Below are 21,706 nucleotides of genomic sequence, written 5' to 3' on the forward strand. Positions count from 1 at the left end.
GCGGGGCGCCGCGGCCCCGGGCCGACGGTGGCGCCCGGCCCCGGGTCGCCGCGGGCCGGTTCACCCCGCCCCGGAGCCCGGGGCCCGCCGGCGCCGCCGGGGCCGGTCCCAGGTGGCGGTGCGGCGAGGGGGACGGGGCGGGGGGGCGGCAGACCGGGGGGGCGGGGCAGGGGGCCGCGCCCGCCGAGGCCGCGCCGCAGGGTGGTTCGCGTCGCCGTCGCCGCCGCCGTGGTGAGGCCGAGCCGACCGAGCAGGCCGCCGAGCCCGCCGCCCCGGCGCAGGCGCCCGCCGAGCAGACCGCCGACGAGGCCCCCGAGGCCGAGGCGGAGGAGCACGAGGGCGAGGACACCGACGAGTACGGCGACCGCCCCTCGCGCCGTCGCCGCCGTGGAGGCCGCCGCCGCCGCCGTGGCGAGGCCAACGACACGGACGACGAGCAGACCACCGAGGACGCGCCCGCGCCCGCCCGCGCCGAGGAGCCCCGCTCCGAGGACGAGCAGGACGGCGGCCGCGGCCAGGCCCAGGAGGCCGCCGAGGAGAGCGACGAGGACGAGGACTCCTCGCCCTCCGGTTCGAGCAGCAGCTCCCGTCGTCGCCGTCGTCGCCGTCGCCGCAGCGGTGATGCCGCCGTCGACACCGACAACGGTTCCGACGACCCGGAGCGTACGGTCGTCAAGGTCCGCGAGCCGCGCAAGAAGGAGGAGCGCGAGCCGGGCACCGGCTTCGACGAGGTCCAGTCCATCAAGGGCTCGACCCGCATGGAGGCCAAGAAGCAGCGCCGCCGCGAGGGCCGCGAGCAGGGCCGCCGCCGGGTCCCGATCATCACCGAGGCGGAGTTCCTGGCCCGCCGCGAGGCCGTCGAGCGCGTGATGGTCGTCCGCCAGAACGGCGAGCGCACCCAGATCGGCGTCCTCGAGGACAACGTGCTCGTCGAGCACTACGTCAACAAGGAGCAGGCCACCAGCTACGTCGGCAACGTCTACCTGGGCAAGGTCCAGAACGTCCTGCCGTCCATGGAGGCCGCCTTCGTCGACATCGGCAAGGGCCGCAACGCCGTCCTGTACGCCGGTGAGGTCAACTTCGAGGCGCTCGGCATGGCCCACGGGCCGCGCCGCATCGAGACCGCGCTCAAGTCCGGCCAGTCGGTCCTGGTCCAGGTGACCAAGGACCCGATCGGCCACAAGGGCGCGCGCCTCACCAGCCAGGTCTCGCTGCCCGGCCGCTACCTGGTCTACGTGCCCGAGGGCTCGATGACCGGGATCAGCCGCAAGCTGCCCGACACCGAGCGCTCCCGCCTCAAGACCATCCTCAAGAAGATCGTCCCCGAGGACGCGGGCGTCATCGTGCGCACCGCCGCCGAGGGCGCGAGCGAGGACGAGCTGCGCCGTGACGTCGAGCGGCTCCAGCAGCAGTGGGAGGACATCCAGAAGAAGGCGAAGGGCACCAGCGGCTCCAACGCGCCGACGCTGCTCTACGGCGAGCCGGACATGACCGTCCGGGTCGTCCGCGACATCTTCAACGAGGACTTCTCCAAGGTCATCGTCAGCGGCGACGATGCGTGGGAGACCATCCACGGGTACGTCTCGCACGTGGCGCCCGACCTCACCGAGCGGCTCTCGCGCTGGACCTCCGAGGTCGACGTCTTCGCGACGTACCGCATCGACGAGCAGCTGATGAAGGCGCTGGACCGCAAGGTCTACCTGCCCAGCGGCGGTTCGCTGGTGATCGACAAGACCGAGGCGATGGTCGTCGTCGACGTCAACACCGGCAAGTTCACCGGCCAGGGCGGCAACCTGGAGGAGACCGTCACCAGGAACAACCTGGAGGCGGCCGAGGAGATCGTGCGCCAGCTGCGGCTGCGCGACCTCGGCGGCATCGTCGTCGTCGACTTCATCGACATGGTGCTGGAGTCCAACCGGGACCTCGTGCTGCGACGCCTCCTGGAGTGCCTGGGCCGCGACCGCACCAAGCACCAGGTCGCCGAGGTCACCTCGCTGGGCCTGGTCCAGATGACCCGCAAGCGGGTGGGCCAGGGTCTGCTGGAGTCCTTCTCCGAGACCTGCGTCCACTGCAACGGGCGCGGTGTCATCGTCCACATGGAGCAGCCGACGTCCGTCGGCGGCGGTGGCGGCGGCAAGAAGTCCAAGAAGCGCCGTGGCGGCGCCGGCCACGACCACGAGCACACCCACGACCACGGCTCCGACGACCACGTGGCCGCCGAGCCCGTGGAGACGGAGACCGAGGCCGAACTGGCCGCCGAGGTCGCCGCCCCGGTGGCCGTGGAGCCCGAGGTCACCGCGGACGAGGAGTTCTACGGCAGCCCCGCCGAGGCCGAGGCCGCCGCCTCGCGCCGTGGCCGCCGCCGGGCCTCCCGCAAGGCGTCGGCCCCGGCCGGCGCCCCGAAGGCCGAGGCACCCGCCCCGGTCGTGGAGACGCCCGTCGCCGAGGCCCCCGTCGCGGAGGTCACGGAGGTCGTGGAGACCCCCGAGGCTCCGGCCGAGGCCGCGCCCCAGGGCCGTACGCGCCGTCGGGCCACCCGCAAGGCCACCGCCCCGGCGGGTTCGCCGAAGCAGGCCGAAGCGGCGGAGCCGGTACAGCCGGCCGAGCCCAGCGCGGAGCCGGTCGCGGTCGAGGACCCGGTCGTCGAGGCGCCCGCCGCCGAGACCCCGGCCCCCGAGGAGACCCCGGCGGAGCAGGCCCCCGAGGCCGAGGCCCCCGTGGCCGCCCCGCCGCGTGCCCGCCGCCGGGTGACCCGTAAGGTCACCGCTCCGGCCGGCTCGCCCACCGGGTCGGACGACGCGGAGATCGTCGTGGTCGCTTCGGCGCCCGAGACGAAGGGGCCCGAGGCGAAGGAGTCCGAGGCGAAGGCCCCGGAGGCCGGAGCGACGGACGCCGGAGCGACGGAGTCCGAGCCCGCCGAGCCCGCCCCGGCGAAGAAGACGGCCCGCAAGGCCGCCGCCAAGAAGGCCCCGGCGAAGAAGGCGGCGGCCAAGAAGACCGCCGCGAAGAAGACCGCAGCCAAGAAGACGACGGCGAAGACGGCCGCGAAGAAGGCGACGAAGAAGACCGTCGCCGCCGAGCAGCCGTCGGCTTCGGTGACCGCCTCCACCGGGTCCGGAGAGGGTGAGCCCTCGGCCGGCTGACCGCCCGCCGACACCCTCCCGTCCGTACGCAGACGTCCCGCCCCGAGCACTTCGGGGCGGGACGTCCGCGTTTCCGGCCGTGGCGTCCCGGCCGGTCGGCGACCAAACCCCGTCCGACCGGCGACCGATATGTCATGATTTGACGCACCCCTGGGGTGGCAGGGCCGGGGCTGCCGGCAGTGCACCCGCCGAGGAGGACGTCGATGACGAGCATCAACGAGCAGCAGGTTCCGGTGGCCTCACCCGTCATCGGAGAGGCCGAGATCGACGCCGTGGTGCAGGTGCTGCGCAGCGGACGCGTCGTCCAGGGGCCCGAGGTCGCCGCCTTCGAGGAGCGTTTCTCCGCGCTGGTGGACGGGCGGATCTGCGTCGCCGTCAACTCCGGCACCTCCGCCCTCCACCTGCTGCTCCTGGCCCTGGGCATCGGGCGGGGGGACGAGGTCGTCGTCCCCTCGTTCTCCTTCGCCGCCTCCGCGAACGCGGTCCGCCTGACCGGGGCCGACGTCGTGTTCGCCGATATCGAGCCGGACGGCTTCGGACTCGACCCGGCGGCGGTCGAGGCCGCGATCACCCCGCGTACGGCCGCGATCATGCCCGTACACCTCTACGGTCATCCGGCGGCGATGGACCGCCTCATGTCCATCGCCGAGCTGCGGGGGCTCGCGGTCGTCGAGGACGCGTGCCAGGCCCACACCGCGGCCCTGCACGGCACTCCGGTCGGCGCGTTCGGCGCGGGCGGGGCCTTCAGCTTCTACCCGACCAAGAACATGCACGCCCTCGAAGGCGGCATGGTCACCACGGCCGACCCCGAACTGGCCCGCACCGTGCGTCTGCTGCGCAACCAGGGCATGGAGCAGCGGTACGCCAACGAGATCGTCGGCGCCAACATGCGGATGACCGACGTGTCGGCCGCCGTCGGCCGCGTACAGCTCGGCCGGCTGGCGGCCTGGACCGAGCGGCGCCGCGCCAACGCCGCGTACCTCGACGAACACATCACCGCACCGGCCGTCACCGTGCCGCCGGTGGCCGAGGGCGCCCGGCACGTCTACCACCAGTACACCGTGCGGATCCGGGGCGACCGGGACGCCGCGATGGCGCGGCTCACCGGGGCGGGCATCGGCAACGCGGTCTACTACCCGACCCCGATCCACCGCCTCAAGCCCTACTGGGAGCCCGATCAGAAGGCGGGCCGCAGCTGGGATCTGCCGGAGACCGAGAAGGCCGCCGCCGAGGTCGTGTCCCTGCCCGTCCACCCCTCGCTCACCGAGGGCGACCTGGAGCGCGTCGTCACCGCCGTGAACGCCCTGGGGGAGAACCCGTGACCGCCGCACTGAAGGCCGGGCTCATCGGCCTTGGTTCCATGGGCCGCCACCACGCCCGGGTGCTCATGGCCCTGGAGGGCGTCGACCTGGTCGGCGTCGTCGACCCGCTGGGCGACAAGAACGGCTGGGCCCAGGGCGCCCCCGTGCTGAAGGACGTCGAGGAGCTGCTGGACCTGGGCATCGACTACGCCGTCGTCGCCTGCCCGACCGGACTGCACGAGGAGATCGGGCTGCGGCTGGCCGACGCGGGCGTCTGCGTGCTGATCGAGAAGCCGCTCGCCGACTCCGTCGAGGGCGCCCTGCGTCTCGTGCACGCCTTCGAGTCGCGGAACCTCGTCGCGGGCGTGGGGCACATCGAACGCTGCAACCCCGCCCTGCGCTCGCTGCGGGACCGGCTGCGGGAGGGCGAACTCGGCGATCTGTACCAGATCGTGACCCGCCGTCAGGGCCCCTTCCCGCACCGCATCGCCGACGTCGGCGTGGTCAAGGACCTGGCCACCCACGACATCGACCTGACCGCGTGGATGACCGGCCGGAGCTATGTGTCGATCGCGGCGCACACCGTGTCGAAGTCCGGCCGCCCCTACGAGGACATGGTCAGCGCGGTGGGCCGGCTCTCCGACGGGACCATGGTCAACCACCTGGTCAACTGGCTGAGCCCGCTCAAGGAACGGTTCACCTCCGTCACCGGCGAGCGCGGCTGCCTCATCGCCGACACGCTGACGGCCGACCTGACGTTCTACTCGAACGCCTCCGTCGCCACCGAGTGGGAGGCCCTGCGCGCGTTCCGCGGGGTCTCCGAGGGCGACATGATCCGCTACGCCATCCCCAAGCGCGAGCCGCTGCTCGTCGAACACGAACTCTTCCGGGACGCCGTGCAGGGCCTCTCCGCCGACATCTGCACCCTGCGGCAGGGGCTGCGCACCGTGGAGGTGGCCGCCTCCCTGCTCGACTCGGCCAGGACCGGCCGCACCGTCGTCTTCGAGCGGGAGGAAACGATCCCACGTGGTGTTTGACCCTCAGTCCCCGGCCCCCGCGCCGGCCCCCGCCCCGGTTCCCGCCTCCGCCGGCCGGTCGCGCGGGAAGATCGTCATGCTGGTCGACAACGCCGTGAAGGGCGACTCCCGGGTCCAGAAGGAGGCCCGGTCCGCCGCCGCGGCCGGCTGGGACGTCGTCCTCCTCGGCAAGTCGCCGAACAAGAAGGCGCAGAACTGGCAGCTGGGGGAGGCCCGGGTCCGGCTGCTGCCCGTCGCGACACCGCTGCACCGCCGCCGGCACGAATACCGCCGGGCGGTCCTCCGCGCGCCGCTCGCCTACCCTCCGGGCCCGCTGGCCGAATACCGCAAGCAGCGGATGAAGGCGTGGCGGGCCGAACTGAACCTGCGGGTCATCGAGGCGGGGCGCAACGGCTCCGGGGCCGCCGCGACACGCCTGCTGCCGGCCCGGGTGCTCTCCCGGGGCATGGGCCGCTGGGTCCGGCTGCGCGCCCGGCACACCGCCGCGCTGGAGCGGCGCCGCAAGGACATGGACACCCCGCTCGACCGCTTCACCACCGCCTTCTGGGTGCGGGCGATGGGCGAACGGGCCTGGCGGCGGCTCGACCCCGGGCTGTGGGACCTGGAGCTGGCCTACGGGAAGGTCATCGACGCCCTGGAACCCGACCTGATCCACGCGAACGACTTCCGGATGCTCGGGGTCGGCGCGCGGGCCAAGCTGCGGGCCGAGGCCAAGGGGCGCACCGTCCGGCTCGTCTGGGACGCGCACGAGTTCCTGCCCGGCATCAAGCCCTGGAGCCCGCACCCGCGCTGGCACATCGCCCAGTGCGCGCACGAGCGGGAGCACGCCAAATACGCCGACGCCGTCACGACCGTCTCGGCCTCCCTCGCCGAGATGCTGGCCGAGCACCACGGGCTGAAGGACCTCCCGGAGGTCGTGCTCAACGCCCCCGACACGGTGATCCCCGCCGACCGGGCCGCCGAGCCGGTGCCCGACCTGCGGGCCCTGTGCGGCATCGGACCGGAGGTGCCGCTCGCCGTCTACAGCGGTTCGGCGGCCCCGCAGCGGGGGCTGGACATCATGGTCGAGGCGCTGCCCCGGCTGCCCGGATCCCATGTGGCGTACATCGTCCCCCGCGCCAACTCGCCCTACATGCAGTCGCTCAAGGCCCGGGCGACGGTGCTCGGCGTCCGCGACCGGGTGCACATCCTGCCGTACGTCCCGCACGACCAGGTGGTCCGCCATCTGGCCGCCGCCGACGTCGGGGTCATTCCGATCCACCACTGGCCGAACCACGAGATCGCCCTGATCACCAAGTTCTTCGAGTACTCGCACGCCGGGCTGCCGCTGGTCGTCAGCGATGTCCGGACGATGGGGGAGACGGTCGCCGCCACCGGCCAGGGCGAGGTGTTCACAGCCGAGGACGTCGAGGACTACGTACGCGCGGTGACGGCGGTCCTCGCCGACCCCGGGCGCTACCGCGACGCCTACACACGGGGCGACCTGCTCGGGGAGTGGACCTGGGAGGCGCAGGCGGCCGTCCTGGACCGCGTGTACGCCCGGCTCGTCGAAGGCCCCCCGGCCCCCGCCGCGCGACGGATGACCCGGGTCGCTCCGTGACCGGACCGGCCGACGCCACCGGGGCCCGACGACCGCCCGATGTCACCGTGATCGTGGCCGTCTACAACACGATGCCCTACCTCACGGAGTGCCTGAACTCCCTGATGGCCCAGAGCATCGGGCCGGACCGGCTGGAGGTCATCGCGGTCGACGACGGCTCGACGGACGGCAGCGGGCCGGAACTCGACCGGTTCGCCGCGACGTACCCGGACACGGTCACGGTGCTGCACCAGGCCAACTCCGGCGGCCCCGCCGCGCCCAGCAACCGCGGCCTGGAGCGGGCGACCGGCCGGTTCGTCTTCTTCGTCGGCTCCGACGACCGGCTGGGGCCGGAGGCCCTGGAGCGGCTGGTGGCGTACGCCGACGAGCACGGGTCGGACATCGTCGTCGGCCGGGCGGTCGGGGTCAACGGGCGGTACGTCCACCAGAAGCTGTACGAGCGCAACGCCCCCGACATCAGCCTCTACGACTCGCCCCTGCCGTTCACGCTGGCCAACACCAAGCTCTTCCGGCGCTCGCTGGTCGAGGAACACGGCCTGCGCTTCCCCGAGGACCTGCCGGTCGGCAGCGACCAGCCCTTCACCATCGAGGCCTGCGTCCGGGCCCGCCGGATCTCCGTGCTCGCCGACTACATCTGCTACTACGCGGTCAAGCGGGGCGACGCGAGCAACATCACCTACCGGGCCGACCACCTCTCCCGGCTGCGGTGCACCGCCCGCATCATGGCGCACGCCGCCGGGCTCGTGGAGCCGGGCCCCCGGCGGGACGCCCTCCTGTCCCGGCACTTCACCTGGGAGCTCTCCAAGCTCCTGCTGGCCGACTTCCCCGATCTGCCCGCGGTGACCCGGAAGAGCCTGTGCGAGGGGATCGCGGAGCTGCTGGACGCCTATTACACGGACGCCCTGCGCGACGGTACGGGGGTGCGCAGGCGGGTCCGGTTCGGGCTGGCCCGCCAGGGGGCCGTGGAAGCGCTGAGCCGGGCCATCGCGGAGGAGACCCGGCAGGGCGCCCCGCCCTTCCTGCTGGAGGGCGACCGGGCCTTCGCCGTCTACCCGGGGTTCCGGGACCCCGCCGTCGGGCTGGACGACCGCTACTACGAGGTGCTCGGCGAATCCGTCGCGGGCCGGCTCGCGACGGGCACCGCGTTCGACTCGGCCGACTGGGACCAGCACGGCGAGGACCTCGGGGTCACCGTCCGGCTGCGCCTCGCCGTCACCGGCGACACCTCCTCCGTGACGGTCGCCCTGGCCCAGGGCGCCATGCCGCAGAGCGCCGACCGGCCCGGCGCCCGCAGGCTGCCGCCGACGCAGCCGCGCCCCGCGTCGCCCGGCGACGTCACCGCGACGGAGGCGGCGGCGGCCGGGACCGGCACTCGCGTCGTGGCCCGCCTCCCGGTGCCCGCGGCCAAGGCCAAGAAGGGCGTCCGGGTCTACCTCGACGTCGCGGGGCGGACCTACGAGATCCCGGTGCGGACCGAGGGGCGCCCCATGCCGCTGGCCCGCCGGTGGGGCGAGGCCGAACCCCACCGGGTCGCGGCCTGGCCCAACACCAAGGGCCGGCTCGTGATCACGACGGGACCGCTGCGGGAGCGCGGGGGCTGGGGGACACGGCTGTGGAGAGCGTTGGGATCGCTGGGATCACTGGGATCCGAGAGGAAGCGGAGCGGATGAATATCTGTGTGGTCGCCCTGGGCAAGATCGGGCTCCCGCTCGCCGTGCAGTTCGCCGCCAAGGGCCACACGGTGACCGGCGCGGACACCGACGAGCGGGTCGTCGCCCTCGTGAACGCGGCCACCGAGTCCTTCCCCGGCGAGGAAGGGCTCGGCGAGCGGCTGCGGGATGCGGTCGGGTCGGGGCGGCTCTCCGCCACCACCGACACCACGGCCGCCGTCGCCGCGTCCGACGCCGTCGTGATCGTCGTCCCGCTGTTCGTGGACGCCGAGGGCGTCCCCGACTTCGGCTGGATGGACGCCGCCACCAAAGCCGTCGCCGCCGGGCTGCGGCCCGGCACCCTGGTCAGCTACGAGACCACCCTGCCCGTGGGCACCACCCGCGGCCGCTGGGCGCCGATGCTGGCCGAGGGCTCCGGGCTCCGCGCCGGCGCGGACTTCCCCCTGGTCTTCTCGCCGGAGCGGGTGTTCACCGGCCGGGTCTTCGCCGATCTGCGCCGCTACCCCAAGCTGGTCGGCGGCATCGACGAGGAGTCCGGCCGGCGCGGCGCCGCCTTCTACGCGTCCGTGCTCGACTTCGACGACCGCGACGACCTGCCCCGCCCCAACGGCGTCTGGGACCTGGGCTCGGCGGAGGCCTCCGAGCTGGCGAAGCTCGCCGAGACGACCTACCGGGACGTCAACATCGCCCTGGCCAACCAGTTCGCCCGCTTCGCCGACCGCAACGACATCGACGTCGAGCAGGTCATCGAGGCGTGCAACAGCCAGCCCTACAGCCACATCCACCGGCCGGGCATCGCCGTCGGCGGACACTGCATCCCGGTCTACCCGCGGATGTACCTGTGGAACGACCCGGAGGCGACGGTGGTCCGCGCCGCCCGGGAGGCCAACGCCGCGATGCCCGCGTACGCCGTCGACCTGCTGGCGGCCGCCTACGGCGACCTGAACGGCGTCGGGGTGCTGGTCCTGGGCGCCGCCTACCGGGGCGGCGTCAAGGAGACCGCGTTCTCGGGCGTCTTCGGTGTGGTCGAGGCGCTGCGCGAGCGCGGTGCGGTGCCGTTCGTTTCGGACCCGCTGTACGGCCCCGACGAGCTGCGGGCCCAGGGGCTGGTCCCGCACGAGGGCCAGACCGTCACCGCCGCGATCGTCCAGGCCGACCACCCCGAGTACCGCGAGCTGTCCGCCGACGCCCTGCCGGACGTACGCGTCCTGGTCGACGGACGCCGGACGACCGACCCGGCCCGCTGGCCGGGGGTGCGGCGGATCGTCATCGGCGGGTGAGCCGGCGGCGGCCGGTCCTCACCCCTCGTGCTCGTCGTACTCCGTGAGCACCCCGTCCGCCTCCGTGTAGCGGGCCCCGGTCGCCGGGCACTCCCACCGGCCGGGGCCCGGGGCGTCCTCCCGGGCGACCAGCCGTACGCCGGACCGTCCGACCCAGCCGATCCGGCGGGCCGGCACCCCCGCCACCAGCGCGAAGTCCGGGACGTCCCGGGTCACGACGGCCCCGGCCGCGACCATCGCCCACCGGCCGATCCGCAGCGGGGCGACACAGACCGCCCGGGCCCCGAGCGACGCGCCCTCCGCGACCGTGACCCCCACCGGCTCCCAGTCGCCGCCGCGCCGCTGCCGGCCGTCGGGATCGACCGACCGCGGGTTGTGGTCGTTGGTGAGCACCACCGCAGGGCCCACGAAGACCCCGTCCGCCAGCTCGGCCGGCTCGTAGACGAGGGCGAAGTTCTGGAGCTTCACGTTGTCGCCGATCCGTACGCCGGCGCCGACGTAGGCCCCCCGGCCGACCACGCAGTGCTCGCCGAGCCGTGCCCCCTCACGGATCTGGGCCAGCTCCCAGACGCTGCTGCCGGCTCCGACGACGGCACTCTCGTCGACCTGGGCGGTCGGCTGCACTCGGTAGTCCACGTTCGACGCCTTCCGGAGAGGGTTCTCCGCGAAACCCTACGGTTTGACCCCCACACCCCGGCCCCGTAACCTTGTCCCTCGGTGTGTTTCCTTAACGCGCCTACCCCTGAGCACATCCCTCCCGGTAACGGTCGGTGTTCGCGCCGTCCGCCAGGAGAGGCCGCTCATCCTTCCGGATCGACACGGGCCCCGGCCCGTGCGGGCGGCTGGCATCAGGGGTTCCGTTCCGAGCGAGAGAGAGATCCGCGTGTACGCCATCGTGCGCAGCGGTGGTCGCCAGCACAAGGTTGCTGTCGGCGACATCGTTGAGGTTGACAAGATTTCCACTGCCAAGGTTGGCGACACGGTCGAGCTCTCGACCCTGCTCGTTGTCGACGGTGACTCGGTCACCAGCGACCCGTGGGTGCTGGACGGCATCAAGGTCACGGCCGAGATCGTGGACCACCACAAGGGCGCGAAGATCGACATCCTTCGCTACAAGAACAAGACCGGCTACCGCCGCCGCCAGGGTCACCGCCAGCAGTACACGGCGATCAAGGTCACCGGTATCCCCACGGCTGCGAAGTAAGGGACTGAGAACACATGGCACACAAGAAGGGCGCATCGTCCACTCGGAACGGGCGCGATTCCAATGCTCAGCGGCTCGGCGTGAAGCGCTTCGGCGGTCAGGCCGTCAACGCCGGTGAGATCCTGGTCCGCCAGCGCGGCACCCACTTCCACCCCGGCGCGGGCGTCGGCCGTGGCGGCGACGACACGCTGTTCGCGCTGACCGCCGGTGCGGTGGAGTTCGGCACGCACCGCGGCCGCAAGGTCGTGAACATCGTTCCGCTCGCCGTCTGAGTCTCTCGACGCGCGCAGAACGGCACACAGCACCTTCCGAGGGCGGATCTCAGCTTTCCCGGCGAACAACGGGGAAGCGGGTCCGCCCTCGGCGTGTTACGACAGAGACAATTCCGCTTTTTCCGCTGTACCTGCACCTGTTATCTGGAGGCACCCACCATGACCACCTTCGTGGACCGCGTCGAGCTGCATGCCGCCGCGGGTAACGGAGGCCACGGCTGCGCCTCCGTACACCGTGAGAAGTTCAAGCCGCTGGGCGGCCCCGACGGGGGCAACGGCGGACGCGGCGGCGACGTGATCCTCGTCGTCGAGCAGTCCGTGACCACGCTGCTCGACTACCACCACCACCCCCACCGCAAGGCCACCAACGGCCAGCCCGGCGCCGGCGACAACCGCTCCGGCAAGGACGGCCAGGACCTGGTCCTGCCCGTCCCCGACGGCACCGTCGTCCTCGACAAGGCCGGGAACGTCCTCGCCGACCTCATCGGCCAGGGCACCACCTTCGTGGCCGGTCAGGGCGGCCGTGGCGGCCTCGGCAACGCCGCGCTGGCCTCCGCCCGCCGCAAGGCCCCCGGCTTCGCGCTGCTCGGCGAGCCGGGCGAGAGCCGGGACATCGTCCTGGAGCTCAAGACCGTCGCCGACGTGGCCCTCGTCGGCTACCCCAGCGCGGGCAAGTCCTCGCTGATCTCGGTGCTCTCCGCGGCCAAGCCGAAGATCGCGGACTACCCGTTCACCACCCTCGTACCGAACCTGGGCGTCGTCACCGCCGGTTCGACCGTCTACACCATCGCCGACGTCCCCGGGCTCATCCCCGGCGCCAGCCAGGGCAAGGGCCTCGGCCTGGAGTTCCTGCGGCACGTCGAGCGCTGCTCGGTGCTCGTGCACGTCCTGGACACCGCCACCCTGGAGTCCGACCGCGACCCCGTCTCCGACCTCGACATCATCGAGGAGGAGCTGCGCCAGTACGGCGGTCTGGAGGACCGGCCCCGCATCGTCGCCCTCAACAAGGTCGACATCCCCGACGGCCAGGACCTCGCCGACATGATCCGCCCCGACCTGGAGGCCCGCGGCTACCGCGTCTTCGAGGTCTCCGCGATCGCCCACAAGGGCCTCAACGAACTGAGCTACGCGCTCGCCGGGATCATCGCCGAGGCGCGCGCCACCAAGCCGAAGGAGGAGGCGACCCGCATCGTCATCCGCCCCAAGGCCGTCGACGACGCGGGCTTCACGGTCACCGCCGAGGGCGAGGACCTCTACCGGGTGCGCGGCGAGAAGCCCGAGCGCTGGGTGCGCCAGACCGACTTCAACAACGACGAGGCCGTCGGCTACCTCGCCGACCGGCTCAACCGCCTCGGCGTCGAGGACGAACTGGTCAAGGCGGGCGCCCGGGCCGGTGACGGTGTCGCGATCGGCCCCGAGGACAACGCGGTCGTCTTCGACTGGGAGCCGACCATGCAGGCCGGTGCGGAGATGCTCGGCCGCCGCGGCGAGGACCACCGCATGGAGGCCCCGCGCCCCGCCGCGCAGCGCCGCAAGGACCGCGAGGCCGAACGCGACGACGCGCAGAAGGAATACGACGAGTTCGACCCCTTCTAGGGCGCGCCCCCGGCCCGCCTCCCCGGCAAACGGCCCGTCTTCCCGGAGGCGGGCCGTCCGGCGGCCCCGGGCCACCTCCGGTCGTTCTCGCCGGTCACACCGGGTGCACGTGCTGCTCATGTGCCGATTACGCAACACATCTGTGGGGTCGGTCACCCCGCGCAACACCCCCGGAGCGCCCAACCTCCCTGGCCAGAGGGTGAACTGAGGGCATCCGCAGGGCGAGTGACGGGCGACGTCCACCTTGCGAGACGGTCACGGAGAGTGCGACCATCACACTGTTCCCCCTGTCATAGCAAGGTAGGTCGTCTGTGTCTGTGCCGCATGAAGCCAAGCCCCGGACCACAGCGGTCGTGCTCGCCGGTGGGACCGGCCAGCGCGTCGGCCTGTCGATCCCCAAGCAGTTGCTGAAGATCGCCGGCAAGGCCGTCATCGAGCACACGCTGACCATCTTCGAGAACGCCGAGGGCATCGACGACGTCATCGTGCTGATGGCGCCCGGTTTCGTCCCCGACGTCGAGAAGATCGTCGCGAAGGCCGGACTGGCCAAGGTCACTCGGATCATCGAGGGCGGCAACACCCGCAACGAGACCACCGAGCGCGCCATCGCGGCCCTCGGCGAGGGCCTGGCCGAGGGCGAGGACCGCAACGTCCTCTTCCATGACGCGGTCCGCCCCCTGCTGTCACAGCGTGTGATCAAGGACTGTGTCGACGCGCTGGAGCGCTACCAGGCCGTCGACGTCGCCATCCCGTCCGCGGACACGATCATCGTGACCCGTACGCACGGTGAGGACGGCGAGTTCATCACCGACGTGCCCGACCGCTCCCGGCTGCGCCGCGGCCAGACGCCGCAGGCCTTCAAGCTCTCCACGATCCGCAAGGCCTACGAGGTCGCGGCGGGCGACCCCAACTTCCAGGCCACCGACGACTGTTCGGTGGTCCTCAAGTACCTCCCCGACGTGCCGATCTACGTGGTCGCGGGCGACGAGTACAACATGAAGGTCACCCAGCCGGTCGATGTCTTCATCACCGACAAGCTCTTCCAGCTGGCCTCCACCGCCGCCCCCCGCCAGGCCGACGAGACCGCCTACCGCGAGCTGCTCACGGGCAAGACCCTCGTCGTCTTCGGCGGTTCGTACGGCATCGGCGCCGACATCGCGGCCCTCGCCGAGAGCTACGGCGCGAAGGTCTACGCGCTGGGCCGCTCCACCACTGGGACCCACGTGGAGAACCCGGAGCACGTGGACGACGCGCTCTCCAAGGCGTACGCCGAGACCGGCCGGGTCGACTACGTCATCAACACCGCGGGCGTGCTGCGGATCGGCAAGCTGGCCGAGACCGACAACACGACCATCCAGGAAGCGCTGAACGTCAACTACCTGGCCCCCGTGCAGATCGCCCGCGCCTCGTACAAGTACCTGGCGGAGACCCAGGGCCAGCTGCTGCTCTACACCTCCAGCAGCTACACCCGGGGCCGCGCCGAGTACAGCCTGTACTCCTCCACCAAGGCCGCCATGGTCAACCTCACCCAGGCGCTCGCCGACGAGTGGGCGGGCGAGGGCATCCGGGTCAACTGTGTGAACCCGGAGCGCACCGCGACCCCGATGCGGACCAAGGCGTTCGGCCAGGAGCCCGAGGGCTCGCTGCTCTCCTCGGAGGCCGTCGCGCGCACCTCGCTGGACGTCCTGCTCTCCGAGCTGACCGGCCACGTCATCGACGTACGGCAGCAGGACCCGACGGCCGGCGCCGCCGAGTCCTCCGGCTTCGAGCAGGCCCTGGCCTCGGTGCTGGACCGTCAGTCAGATGTGTAATAATTCTTGACAAATGAGCTTTTCGGGCCTCTGTGATCACCTTTCCGTGAGCACAGAGGCCCGACTGCGTGAGAACGCATCCTTTTATTTCCCGCTATAGGTGAATTAACCGGCACCCCTCTCTGGAGCAGGTTCTTCGTGATTTCGACAGCCATTCGCCTGGCCCGTGTGGGCAACAGGTCTGAGCTGGCGGCAGCGTTGCTGATGGGGTTGGGCTACCCCTGTGTCATGCTCGCCGCGCTTCTCCCCAACATCTGGTTCTTCGTGGCGGCCGCGGCCGTCACGTATATCGCGGACTGGTATCTGCACCAGCGGGGGAGTTACCTGATCAACCGGCTCGGCAAAGTGCGCGCCGGCCTGTCGATCCGCTTTCTGCTCCGCCAGTTGATGGTGATCCTGCTTCTCGCGCGACTGGATCTCGCGGAAGAGCCGCTGTTCTACGCGGCGGTCGCCGGATTCCTGCTCTTCTACGCGCTCCAGGCTCCGCACGGGGCGCTCACCACGCTGATCCGGCTGCGCCGCACGATGCCGGTCGTCACGCGCAACGTCGACCTGAGCACCGTCCGCATCCCCGACGCCCCGCCCCAGCTGCTGATGCGCCGGTCCGCCGAGAAGATGCTCCACCTGGACATCCCTGCGGTCGTCGGTGTGCTGATCGCGGCCGGTACGGGCGTGGACGGGATCGGCTACGGGGGCGCCGCCCTCACGCTGCTGCTGGCGCTGCTCTACCTGATCGGGCTCGCCCCCTTCGCGCGGCGCAGCCGGCTCGTCCCCCCGGCGCCCGCGGTGCTCGCCGCCGTGGACACCTGGCTCCGCGCGTACCAGCCGACCGTGGTGCTCTACTTCTCCGGCTCCAACGAGTCCGCCTACCAGGGCAACATGTGGCTGGAGACCATGAGCCGGATCGAGGGGCGGCCGCTGATCATCATGCGGGAGCGCGGTCTCGTCCCGCAGCTCGCCGAGACCTCGGTCCCGGTGATCTGCGTCCCGGCGGGGACCCACCTGATGAACATGGACCTCTCCACGGTCCGGGTCTGCCTCTACCCGGCGAACGTCGGCAAGAACATCCACATCCTGCGCGTCCCGACCATGAAGCACGTCTTCATCGGCCACGGCGACAGCGACAAGCTCGCCAGCGTGAACCCGTACTCCAAGGTCTACGACGAGGTGTGGACGGCGGGCCGGGCCGGCCGCGACCGGTACGCGCTGGCCGATGTGGGGGTCCGCGACGAGGACATCGTCGAGGTCGGGCGCCCGCAGCTGGAGCCCATCCAGAGCTGGACGGGCTCCCTCCGCAACCCCATCGCCACCGTCCTCTACGCCCCCACCTGGGAGGGCTGGGACGACAACCCCGGCAACACGTCGCTGCTGCTGGCCGGCGAGAACATCGTGCGCCGGCTGCTCGCCGCCGACCCGCCGGTCCGGGTCATCTACAAGCCGCACCCCTTCACCGGCATCCGCAGCGCGCAGGCCAAGGCCGTCAACGCCAGGATCATCGCCATGCTGGAGGCCGCCGCCACCCGGCGCGCCGCCGAGCCGCGCTGGGCCGCCGAGGCCTCGGAAGCCGCGGCCGGACAGCGCGAGGCCCGGGCCGAGCTCGCGCGCATCGAGGCCCGGCTGGCGGAGCTGGAGTCGTCGGGCCGCTCCGGCGGGGACGCGGCCGAGCTGTCGCGGGTCTCGCTCGCCGACCCCGCGCGGGAGGCCGAGACGACGGCCCTGCGGTCCGCGTGGAACGACGCCTACTGGCGGTCCTTCGGCTGGTGGGAGCACCGTACGGTCACCGGGCCGCAGCCCCGGCTGTACGACTGCTTCAACGAGGCCGACGCGATGGTCTCGGACATCTCCAGCGTGGTGTCCGACTTCATCGCGAGCGGCAAGCCCTACGCCGTGACCGACTCCGCCGCCCTGGGCGTGGAGGAGTTCAGGAGGCAGAACACCGCGGTGCGGGCCGCCGTCATCCTCTCCAACGGCGCAGGCGAGCTCGACGAGCTGCTGGCGGCCGTGGCGGATCCCGCGGCGGACACCCTGGCCGAGGCGCGCCACGAGCTGAAGAGCTATCTGCTGGGCCCGGACGAGCCGACGTCCATGGAGCAGTTCAACGCGGCGCTGCATGCTCTCGCGGCCAAGGCCGAGGCGCGCAACGCGGGCGTCGCCCAGCGCGCCTCCGGTCAGCCGGTGGTGTCGGCCGGGCCCGACCCGGAGGACTCCTCCAGCGGTTCCGGCAACGGCGAGCAGGAGCTGTCCGACGAGGCGGCGGCCGCGGCGGACCCGGACGCGGTCGGCGCGTCCGACCGGAAGCCGGCCACCGGCGAGGAGGCCTCCCGCCTGGGCTGACCGGCCGGTGGCCGGAGATCACCTGTCCGGAAACGAAGCAACCCCGATGACGACCCGTCCGTCTCTCCCCAGGGAGGGATGTACGGGTCGTCCGTCGTATTAATGCATAAAAAGTGCATAGTCGGGCAATCTTCCTTCTCCGGATCAATCGACAGGTGTAGATGGCCGACATGCCGCAGAAAAGTGATGAGCCCGATGTCAGTGTGATCATCGGGGTGTATGAAGCGATGCCCTACCTGGTCCGCTGCCTGGAGTCCGTGGAGGCGCAGACCATCGGCGCGGGACGGATGGAGATCGTCGCGGTCGACGACGGCTCCACGGACGGCAGCGGGGAGTATCTGAAGGAGTTCGCCGCCCGCACCGCCATCCCCATGAGAGTCGTCCACCAGGCGAACTCCGGCGGCCCGAGCGGCCCTCGTAACGTCGGTCTGGGCATGGCCCGCGGACGGTACGTCTTCTTCCTGGACGCCGACGACTACTTCGGCGAGGAGGCCCTGGAGCGGCTGGTCGCCATGGGGGACCGGGCCGGCACGGACGTCGTCCTCGGCAAGATCGTGGGCGTCAACCGGGGCGCGGCGAAGTCGATGTGGAAGGAGACGGTCGAGCGGGCCGACCTCTTCGACTCCAACATCAAGTTCACGCTCAGCGCCCAGAAGCTGTTCCGGCGCGACCTCCTCGTACGGCTCGGCATGTCCTTCGACGAGAAACTGCGGACCGGCGAGGACGCCCTGTTCACCATGGAGGCCTACCTCCGCGGCAACGGCGTCTCCGTGGTCGCCGACTACACCTGCTACTACCTGGTGGGCCGCGAGGACCGCAATCAGATGACGAAGAAGGGCGACTACACGCGCCGCTTCGACTCGGCCCGGGCGCTCATGGGGCTCATCGCCGACCTCGTGCCCGCCGGACCCCGGCGCGACGCGCTGATGGTGCGCCCCTTCGCCATCACCCTGCTGCCGCAGTTCGGCCCCGGACTGCTGAAGCAGAAGGAGGCCGTCCGCGCGCGGAAGATGGCGCTCGCCGCCCCGCTCGTGGAGTCCTACTGGACCCCCGGCCTCGCCCGCCGGGTCAAGGTGAACGAACGGCTCCGGCTGATGTACATCGCCGAGAACCGGCTCGACCTCCTGCTCGACCTCCTGCGCTTCATGAAGGCCGGCAAAGAGCCCGCAAAGGTCCACCGGGGGAATCCGCCCACGCTCCACCTGGCGTATCCGCACTTCGGGGAGCGCAAGCCGATCCCCGACTCCGCCTACGAGGTGACCGTGACGGAATGGGTCGGCGGCCACCGCGTCGACCCCTCACCGCCGAAGCCCTACGTCTCGTTCGCCCGCCGGGTCGTCCGCAAGGTCCGCCGGACCGCGCGCTCCGCCTTCCGCACACCCCGGGCGCACCGCGTCTGAGACCACTCCACACGGCCCTTGCCCCCGCCCCGGTGACGCACCGGACGCGGGGGCCGAGGCCGTGACCTTGTGATTGGCGTCACGCCGTACTGTTGGGCAACCATGAGACCGTTGTATCCGTCTCATTTACGCCCCGGTTCCCTGGGGTTCACCATCAGCATGTCCCCCCGGAAAGGCACTCTCCCGTGGCGCCCCTCGACGCGATCCCCGAAGAGCTCAGTCGGCTCATGAAGTACTTCCCCGAGACCCCGGTCGAGGATCGCCCCGCCTTCCATCGCGCGGCCGAGAGCTTCCTGTCCCAGGCCGCGCCCAAGCTGGTGCGCCAGTTCTCGCCGATGGCCCGCGTCAAGTGGCACCTGGCCGCCAGCGGCCGCGGGGACGAACTGCGCGAACTCCTCCATTACGAACGGGAGAACCCGGGCGCCTTCTCCGTACGGGGGCTGACACGCGCCCGCATCGAACTGCCGGGCGTGGAGAGCGACTCGCTGCCCCCCTCGGTGCGCAACTTCACCCGCAGCGAGCTGCCGGTGCACAGCAAGCTCCTGAAGCTCGCCTGGCGGGACGGCAAGCTCGTCGTGGGCGGCTACGCCTACATCCCCAACGCTCCCTCCGCGACGGGCAAGCGCTCTCTGCGCGTCGCCGCCCTGCGGCGCCTGGGCAGCCGGAGCACCCTGCCGCTGCGTCTGCGTACGGTCCGGGAGCCGCGCGCCACCGCCGCCGCCAAGGGAGCGCTGCACAACTACGACTGGTCGGGCTTCGAGCTGGCCATCGACCCGAGCCGGCTGCGGGTACAGGGCAAATGGCAGCCGGCCACCTGGCGGCTCGGCATCGGCATCCCCCGCCCCGGCGGCATGTCCATCGGCAGCGTCACCAAGAACAGCGCCGGCGCCGCCGGACACAGCCTGACCCGCTTCCTCGACGACGGCGTACGCCTCGTCGCGGGCTTCCACCGCAACCGCTTGAGAGTCACGGTCGACGTGGTGCCCGCCGAGGTCGTCGGCCACGAGTCCGACGGCGAGAACCTCACCGTCACGCTGCGGTCCCGCGTCACCGCCCCCGCGGGCAAGTACCCCACCGGGCTCCGGATCTCGCACGCCTCCAGCGACTTCGCCCACGAGCTGCCGCTCCAGCAGAACGGGACCGGCGCCGACGGCTGGCTCCGGCACACCGCCCGGCTGGCCTTCGCCGACATCCCCGTGGACCGGATCGTGCCCGGCCACTCCGTGAAGTACCACGTCGAGATCCTGTTCGCCGACGGAACCACCCGCCGGGCCACCATGGGCCAGAAGCTCGAAACCGGCGTGCACCCGCTGCCCGAGGGCCGGGAGTTCGCCGTGGTGACCGACGGCGTCGGCAACTTCACCCCGCAGATCCGCGTCAACATGCCGCTCGTCGACGAGGTCCGCTGGAGCGACGACGGCGAACTGGTGCTCAGCGGTGTGTACACCGGGTCCGCTGACGGGATGAAGATGGTCCTGCGCCACACCACCCGCCACGAGGACCGCCCACTGCCGGTCGAGTTCGCGGACGGACGCTTCACCGCCCGGCTCACCCCGGACCGCATGCCCTCCTACGATGGACCGCTCCCGCTCCGCCAGGGACGCTGGCTGCCCCGGCTCCGCGCCACCGACGAGTGGGACCACACCCGCGACATCCCGGTCCGCATCCGGCCCGACCTGGTCGACACCCTGCCGGTCGTCCACCGGGGAGCGAACCGCGTGTACCGGGTGGAACGCCTGGACTACGACCGGATCTTCGTCGACTCGGGCCCCGTCCTCGCCCCCGAGCTGCGCTCCGCCTACCACCAGCGCCAGATGAGCGAGGTGACCACCCCGGAGCTGCGCAAGCGGCCGCTGTGGAACGCCGTGCTCTACAACAGCTTCGGCGGCAAGCAGTTCTCCGACTCGCCCCGCGCGATCTACGAGGAGCTGGTGCGCCGGGACTCGGACCTGGAGCACATCGTCATGGTCCGGGACGACCAGGTCATCCTGCCGCCCGGCGTCCGGGGCGTGGAGTGGGGCAGCGCCGAGTGGTACGAGGCACTCGCCCGCAGCCGTTACGTCATCACCAACGGCGGCATCAAGGACTGGTTCGTCCGCCGCGAGGACCAGGTCGTCGTCCAGACCTGGCACGGCACCCCGCTCAAGCGCATCGGCGCCGACCTGCTGGGCACGCCGAAGGCGAACCTCGCCTACATCGCGAGCCTTCCCCAGCGCTCGCGCCAGTACAACCTCTTCATCACGCCCAACGGCTTCTCCACCCCGATCATGACCAACGCCTTCCGCCTCCAGTGCGAGGTCCTGGAGGCGGGCTACCCGCGCAACGACGTCTTCCACGCCCCCGACCGCGTCAAGCGCGCCGCGGCCGTACGCGAGAAGCTCGGCATCCCCGCGGACAAGAAGGTCATCCTGTACGCCCCCACCTGGCGCGACGACCAGCGCTACGGCGGACGCCGCTTCAAGCTGGACAACCGGATCGACGTCGAGGCCGCCCAGCGCGAGCTCGGCGAGGACCACGTGCTGCTCTACCGCAAGCACCACAAGGTCCTCGACTCCATCCCCGGCGCCGGACAGGGCTTCGTCTACGACGTCACGTACTACCCGGACATCGCCGACCTCTACCTGATCGCCGACGTGATGATCACGGACTACTCCTCGGTGCTGTTCGACTTCGCGCACTCCGGGCGTCCGATGCTCTTCTTCACGTACGACCTGGAGCACTACCGCGACACCCTGCGCGGCTTCTACTTCGACTTCACCTCCCGCGCCCCCGGCCCGCTGATCAAGACCTCCGAGGACCTGGTCTCCGCGATCCGGAACATCGACGCGGTCAGCGAGGAGTACAAGGAGAAGTACGCCCAGTTCCGGGTCGACTTCTGCGAGCCCTCCGACGGCCGCGCCGCCGCCCGGGTCGTCGACCGGATGCTCGCCGTCAACGACGAGCTGCGGGGCTGAGCCCACCGGCCGCCCCGGCCGCCCGCCCGCACCCCGCCCACGGGACGTCCCCGGCACCTCGCCGGACGTCCACCGGGCGGAACGGGCAGGCGGCGGAGGCGGCC

General features: G+C 71.7%; 14 protein-coding genes. 13 read left to right on the forward strand and 1 reads right to left on the reverse strand.

Annotated features, from left to right (window positions below; all coding sequences use genetic code 11):
• The 6 genes from A3Q37_RS17670 to A3Q37_RS17695 all read left to right on the forward strand — a co-directional run.
• The coding region (locus A3Q37_RS17670) for a ribonuclease E/G (RefSeq protein WP_065485559.1) at positions 1-3,143 on the forward strand (3,143 nt) is incomplete at its 5' end.
• A gap of 203 nt (positions 3,144-3,346) precedes the next feature.
• Positions 3,347-4,465, forward strand: coding sequence for a DegT/DnrJ/EryC1/StrS aminotransferase family protein (locus tag A3Q37_RS17675; protein ID WP_065485562.1), 1,119 nt, complete (start codon positions 3,347-3,349; stop codon positions 4,463-4,465).
• Complete coding sequence (locus A3Q37_RS17680) at positions 4,462-5,481, forward strand: Gfo/Idh/MocA family protein (RefSeq protein ID WP_079137849.1); 1,020 nt, start codon at positions 4,462-4,464, stop codon at positions 5,479-5,481. The genes A3Q37_RS17675 and A3Q37_RS17680 overlap by 4 nt, the downstream gene beginning before the upstream one ends.
• Before the next feature lie 76 nt (positions 5,482-5,557).
• Complete coding sequence (locus A3Q37_RS17685; RefSeq protein WP_065485858.1) at positions 5,558-7,081, forward strand: glycosyltransferase family 4 protein; 1,524 nt, start codon at positions 5,558-5,560, stop codon at positions 7,079-7,081.
• Positions 7,078-8,751: a glycosyltransferase family 2 protein gene (locus A3Q37_RS17690; RefSeq protein WP_079137851.1), complete on the forward strand. Its 1,674-nt coding sequence runs from the start codon at positions 7,078-7,080 to the stop codon at positions 8,749-8,751. Before A3Q37_RS17685 ends, A3Q37_RS17690 begins: the two co-directional genes overlap by 4 nt.
• The gene (locus A3Q37_RS17695; RefSeq protein WP_065485564.1) at positions 8,748-10,031 is read left to right on the forward strand and encodes a nucleotide sugar dehydrogenase; all 1,284 of its coding nucleotides are present in this window, start codon (positions 8,748-8,750) and stop codon (positions 10,029-10,031) included. The genes A3Q37_RS17690 and A3Q37_RS17695 overlap by 4 nt, the downstream gene beginning before the upstream one ends.
• 18 nt (positions 10,032-10,049) lie before the next feature.
• Here the strand turns inward: A3Q37_RS17695 and A3Q37_RS17700 are convergent, their stop codons facing one another.
• Positions 10,050-10,667: an acyltransferase gene (locus tag A3Q37_RS17700; RefSeq protein ID WP_065485566.1), complete on the reverse strand. Its 618-nt coding sequence runs from the start codon at positions 10,665-10,667 to the stop codon at positions 10,050-10,052.
• Positions 10,668-10,914: 247 nt separating this feature from the next.
• Here A3Q37_RS17700 and rplU point away from each other — a divergent pair, with 247 nt between their 5' ends.
• From rplU to A3Q37_RS17735, 7 genes are all read left to right on the forward strand, one after another.
• On the forward strand, positions 10,915-11,235 hold the full coding sequence (rplU, locus tag A3Q37_RS17705; protein WP_006124389.1) for a 50S ribosomal protein L21: 321 nt from the start codon (positions 10,915-10,917) through the stop codon (positions 11,233-11,235).
• 14 nt (positions 11,236-11,249) lie between these two features.
• A complete protein-coding gene (gene rpmA, locus A3Q37_RS17710) occupies positions 11,250-11,507 on the forward strand; it encodes a 50S ribosomal protein L27 (RefSeq protein ID WP_006124388.1) in 258 nt (85 codons plus the stop codon).
• Positions 11,508-11,666: 159 nt separating this feature from the next.
• Positions 11,667-13,103, forward strand: coding sequence for a GTPase ObgE (obgE, locus tag A3Q37_RS17715; RefSeq protein ID WP_065485572.1), 1,437 nt, complete (start codon positions 11,667-11,669; stop codon positions 13,101-13,103).
• Between the two features lie 311 nt (positions 13,104-13,414).
• The gene (locus tag A3Q37_RS17720; RefSeq protein WP_065485574.1) at positions 13,415-14,914 is read left to right on the forward strand and encodes a bifunctional cytidylyltransferase/SDR family oxidoreductase; all 1,500 of its coding nucleotides are present in this window, start codon (positions 13,415-13,417) and stop codon (positions 14,912-14,914) included.
• 228 nt (positions 14,915-15,142) lie between these two features.
• Positions 15,143-17,248 carry a hypothetical protein gene (locus A3Q37_RS17725; RefSeq protein WP_255311842.1) on the forward strand — a complete coding sequence of 702 codons (2,106 nt, stop codon included), beginning with the start codon at positions 15,143-15,145 and terminating at the stop codon, positions 17,246-17,248.
• Between the two features lie 161 nt (positions 17,249-17,409).
• On the forward strand, positions 17,410-18,648 hold the full coding sequence (locus tag A3Q37_RS17730; RefSeq protein ID WP_065485578.1) for a glycosyltransferase family 2 protein: 1,239 nt from the start codon (positions 17,410-17,412) through the stop codon (positions 18,646-18,648).
• Positions 18,649-18,833: 185 nt separating this feature from the next.
• Positions 18,834-21,602, forward strand: coding sequence for a CDP-glycerol glycerophosphotransferase family protein (locus A3Q37_RS17735; protein WP_065485580.1), 2,769 nt, complete (start codon positions 18,834-18,836; stop codon positions 21,600-21,602).
• Positions 21,603-21,706: the final 104 nt, after the last annotated feature.

Source organism: Streptomyces sp. PTY087I2 (assembly GCF_001687325.1).
Taxonomy (GTDB): Bacteria; Actinomycetota; Actinomycetes; order Streptomycetales; family Streptomycetaceae; genus Streptomyces.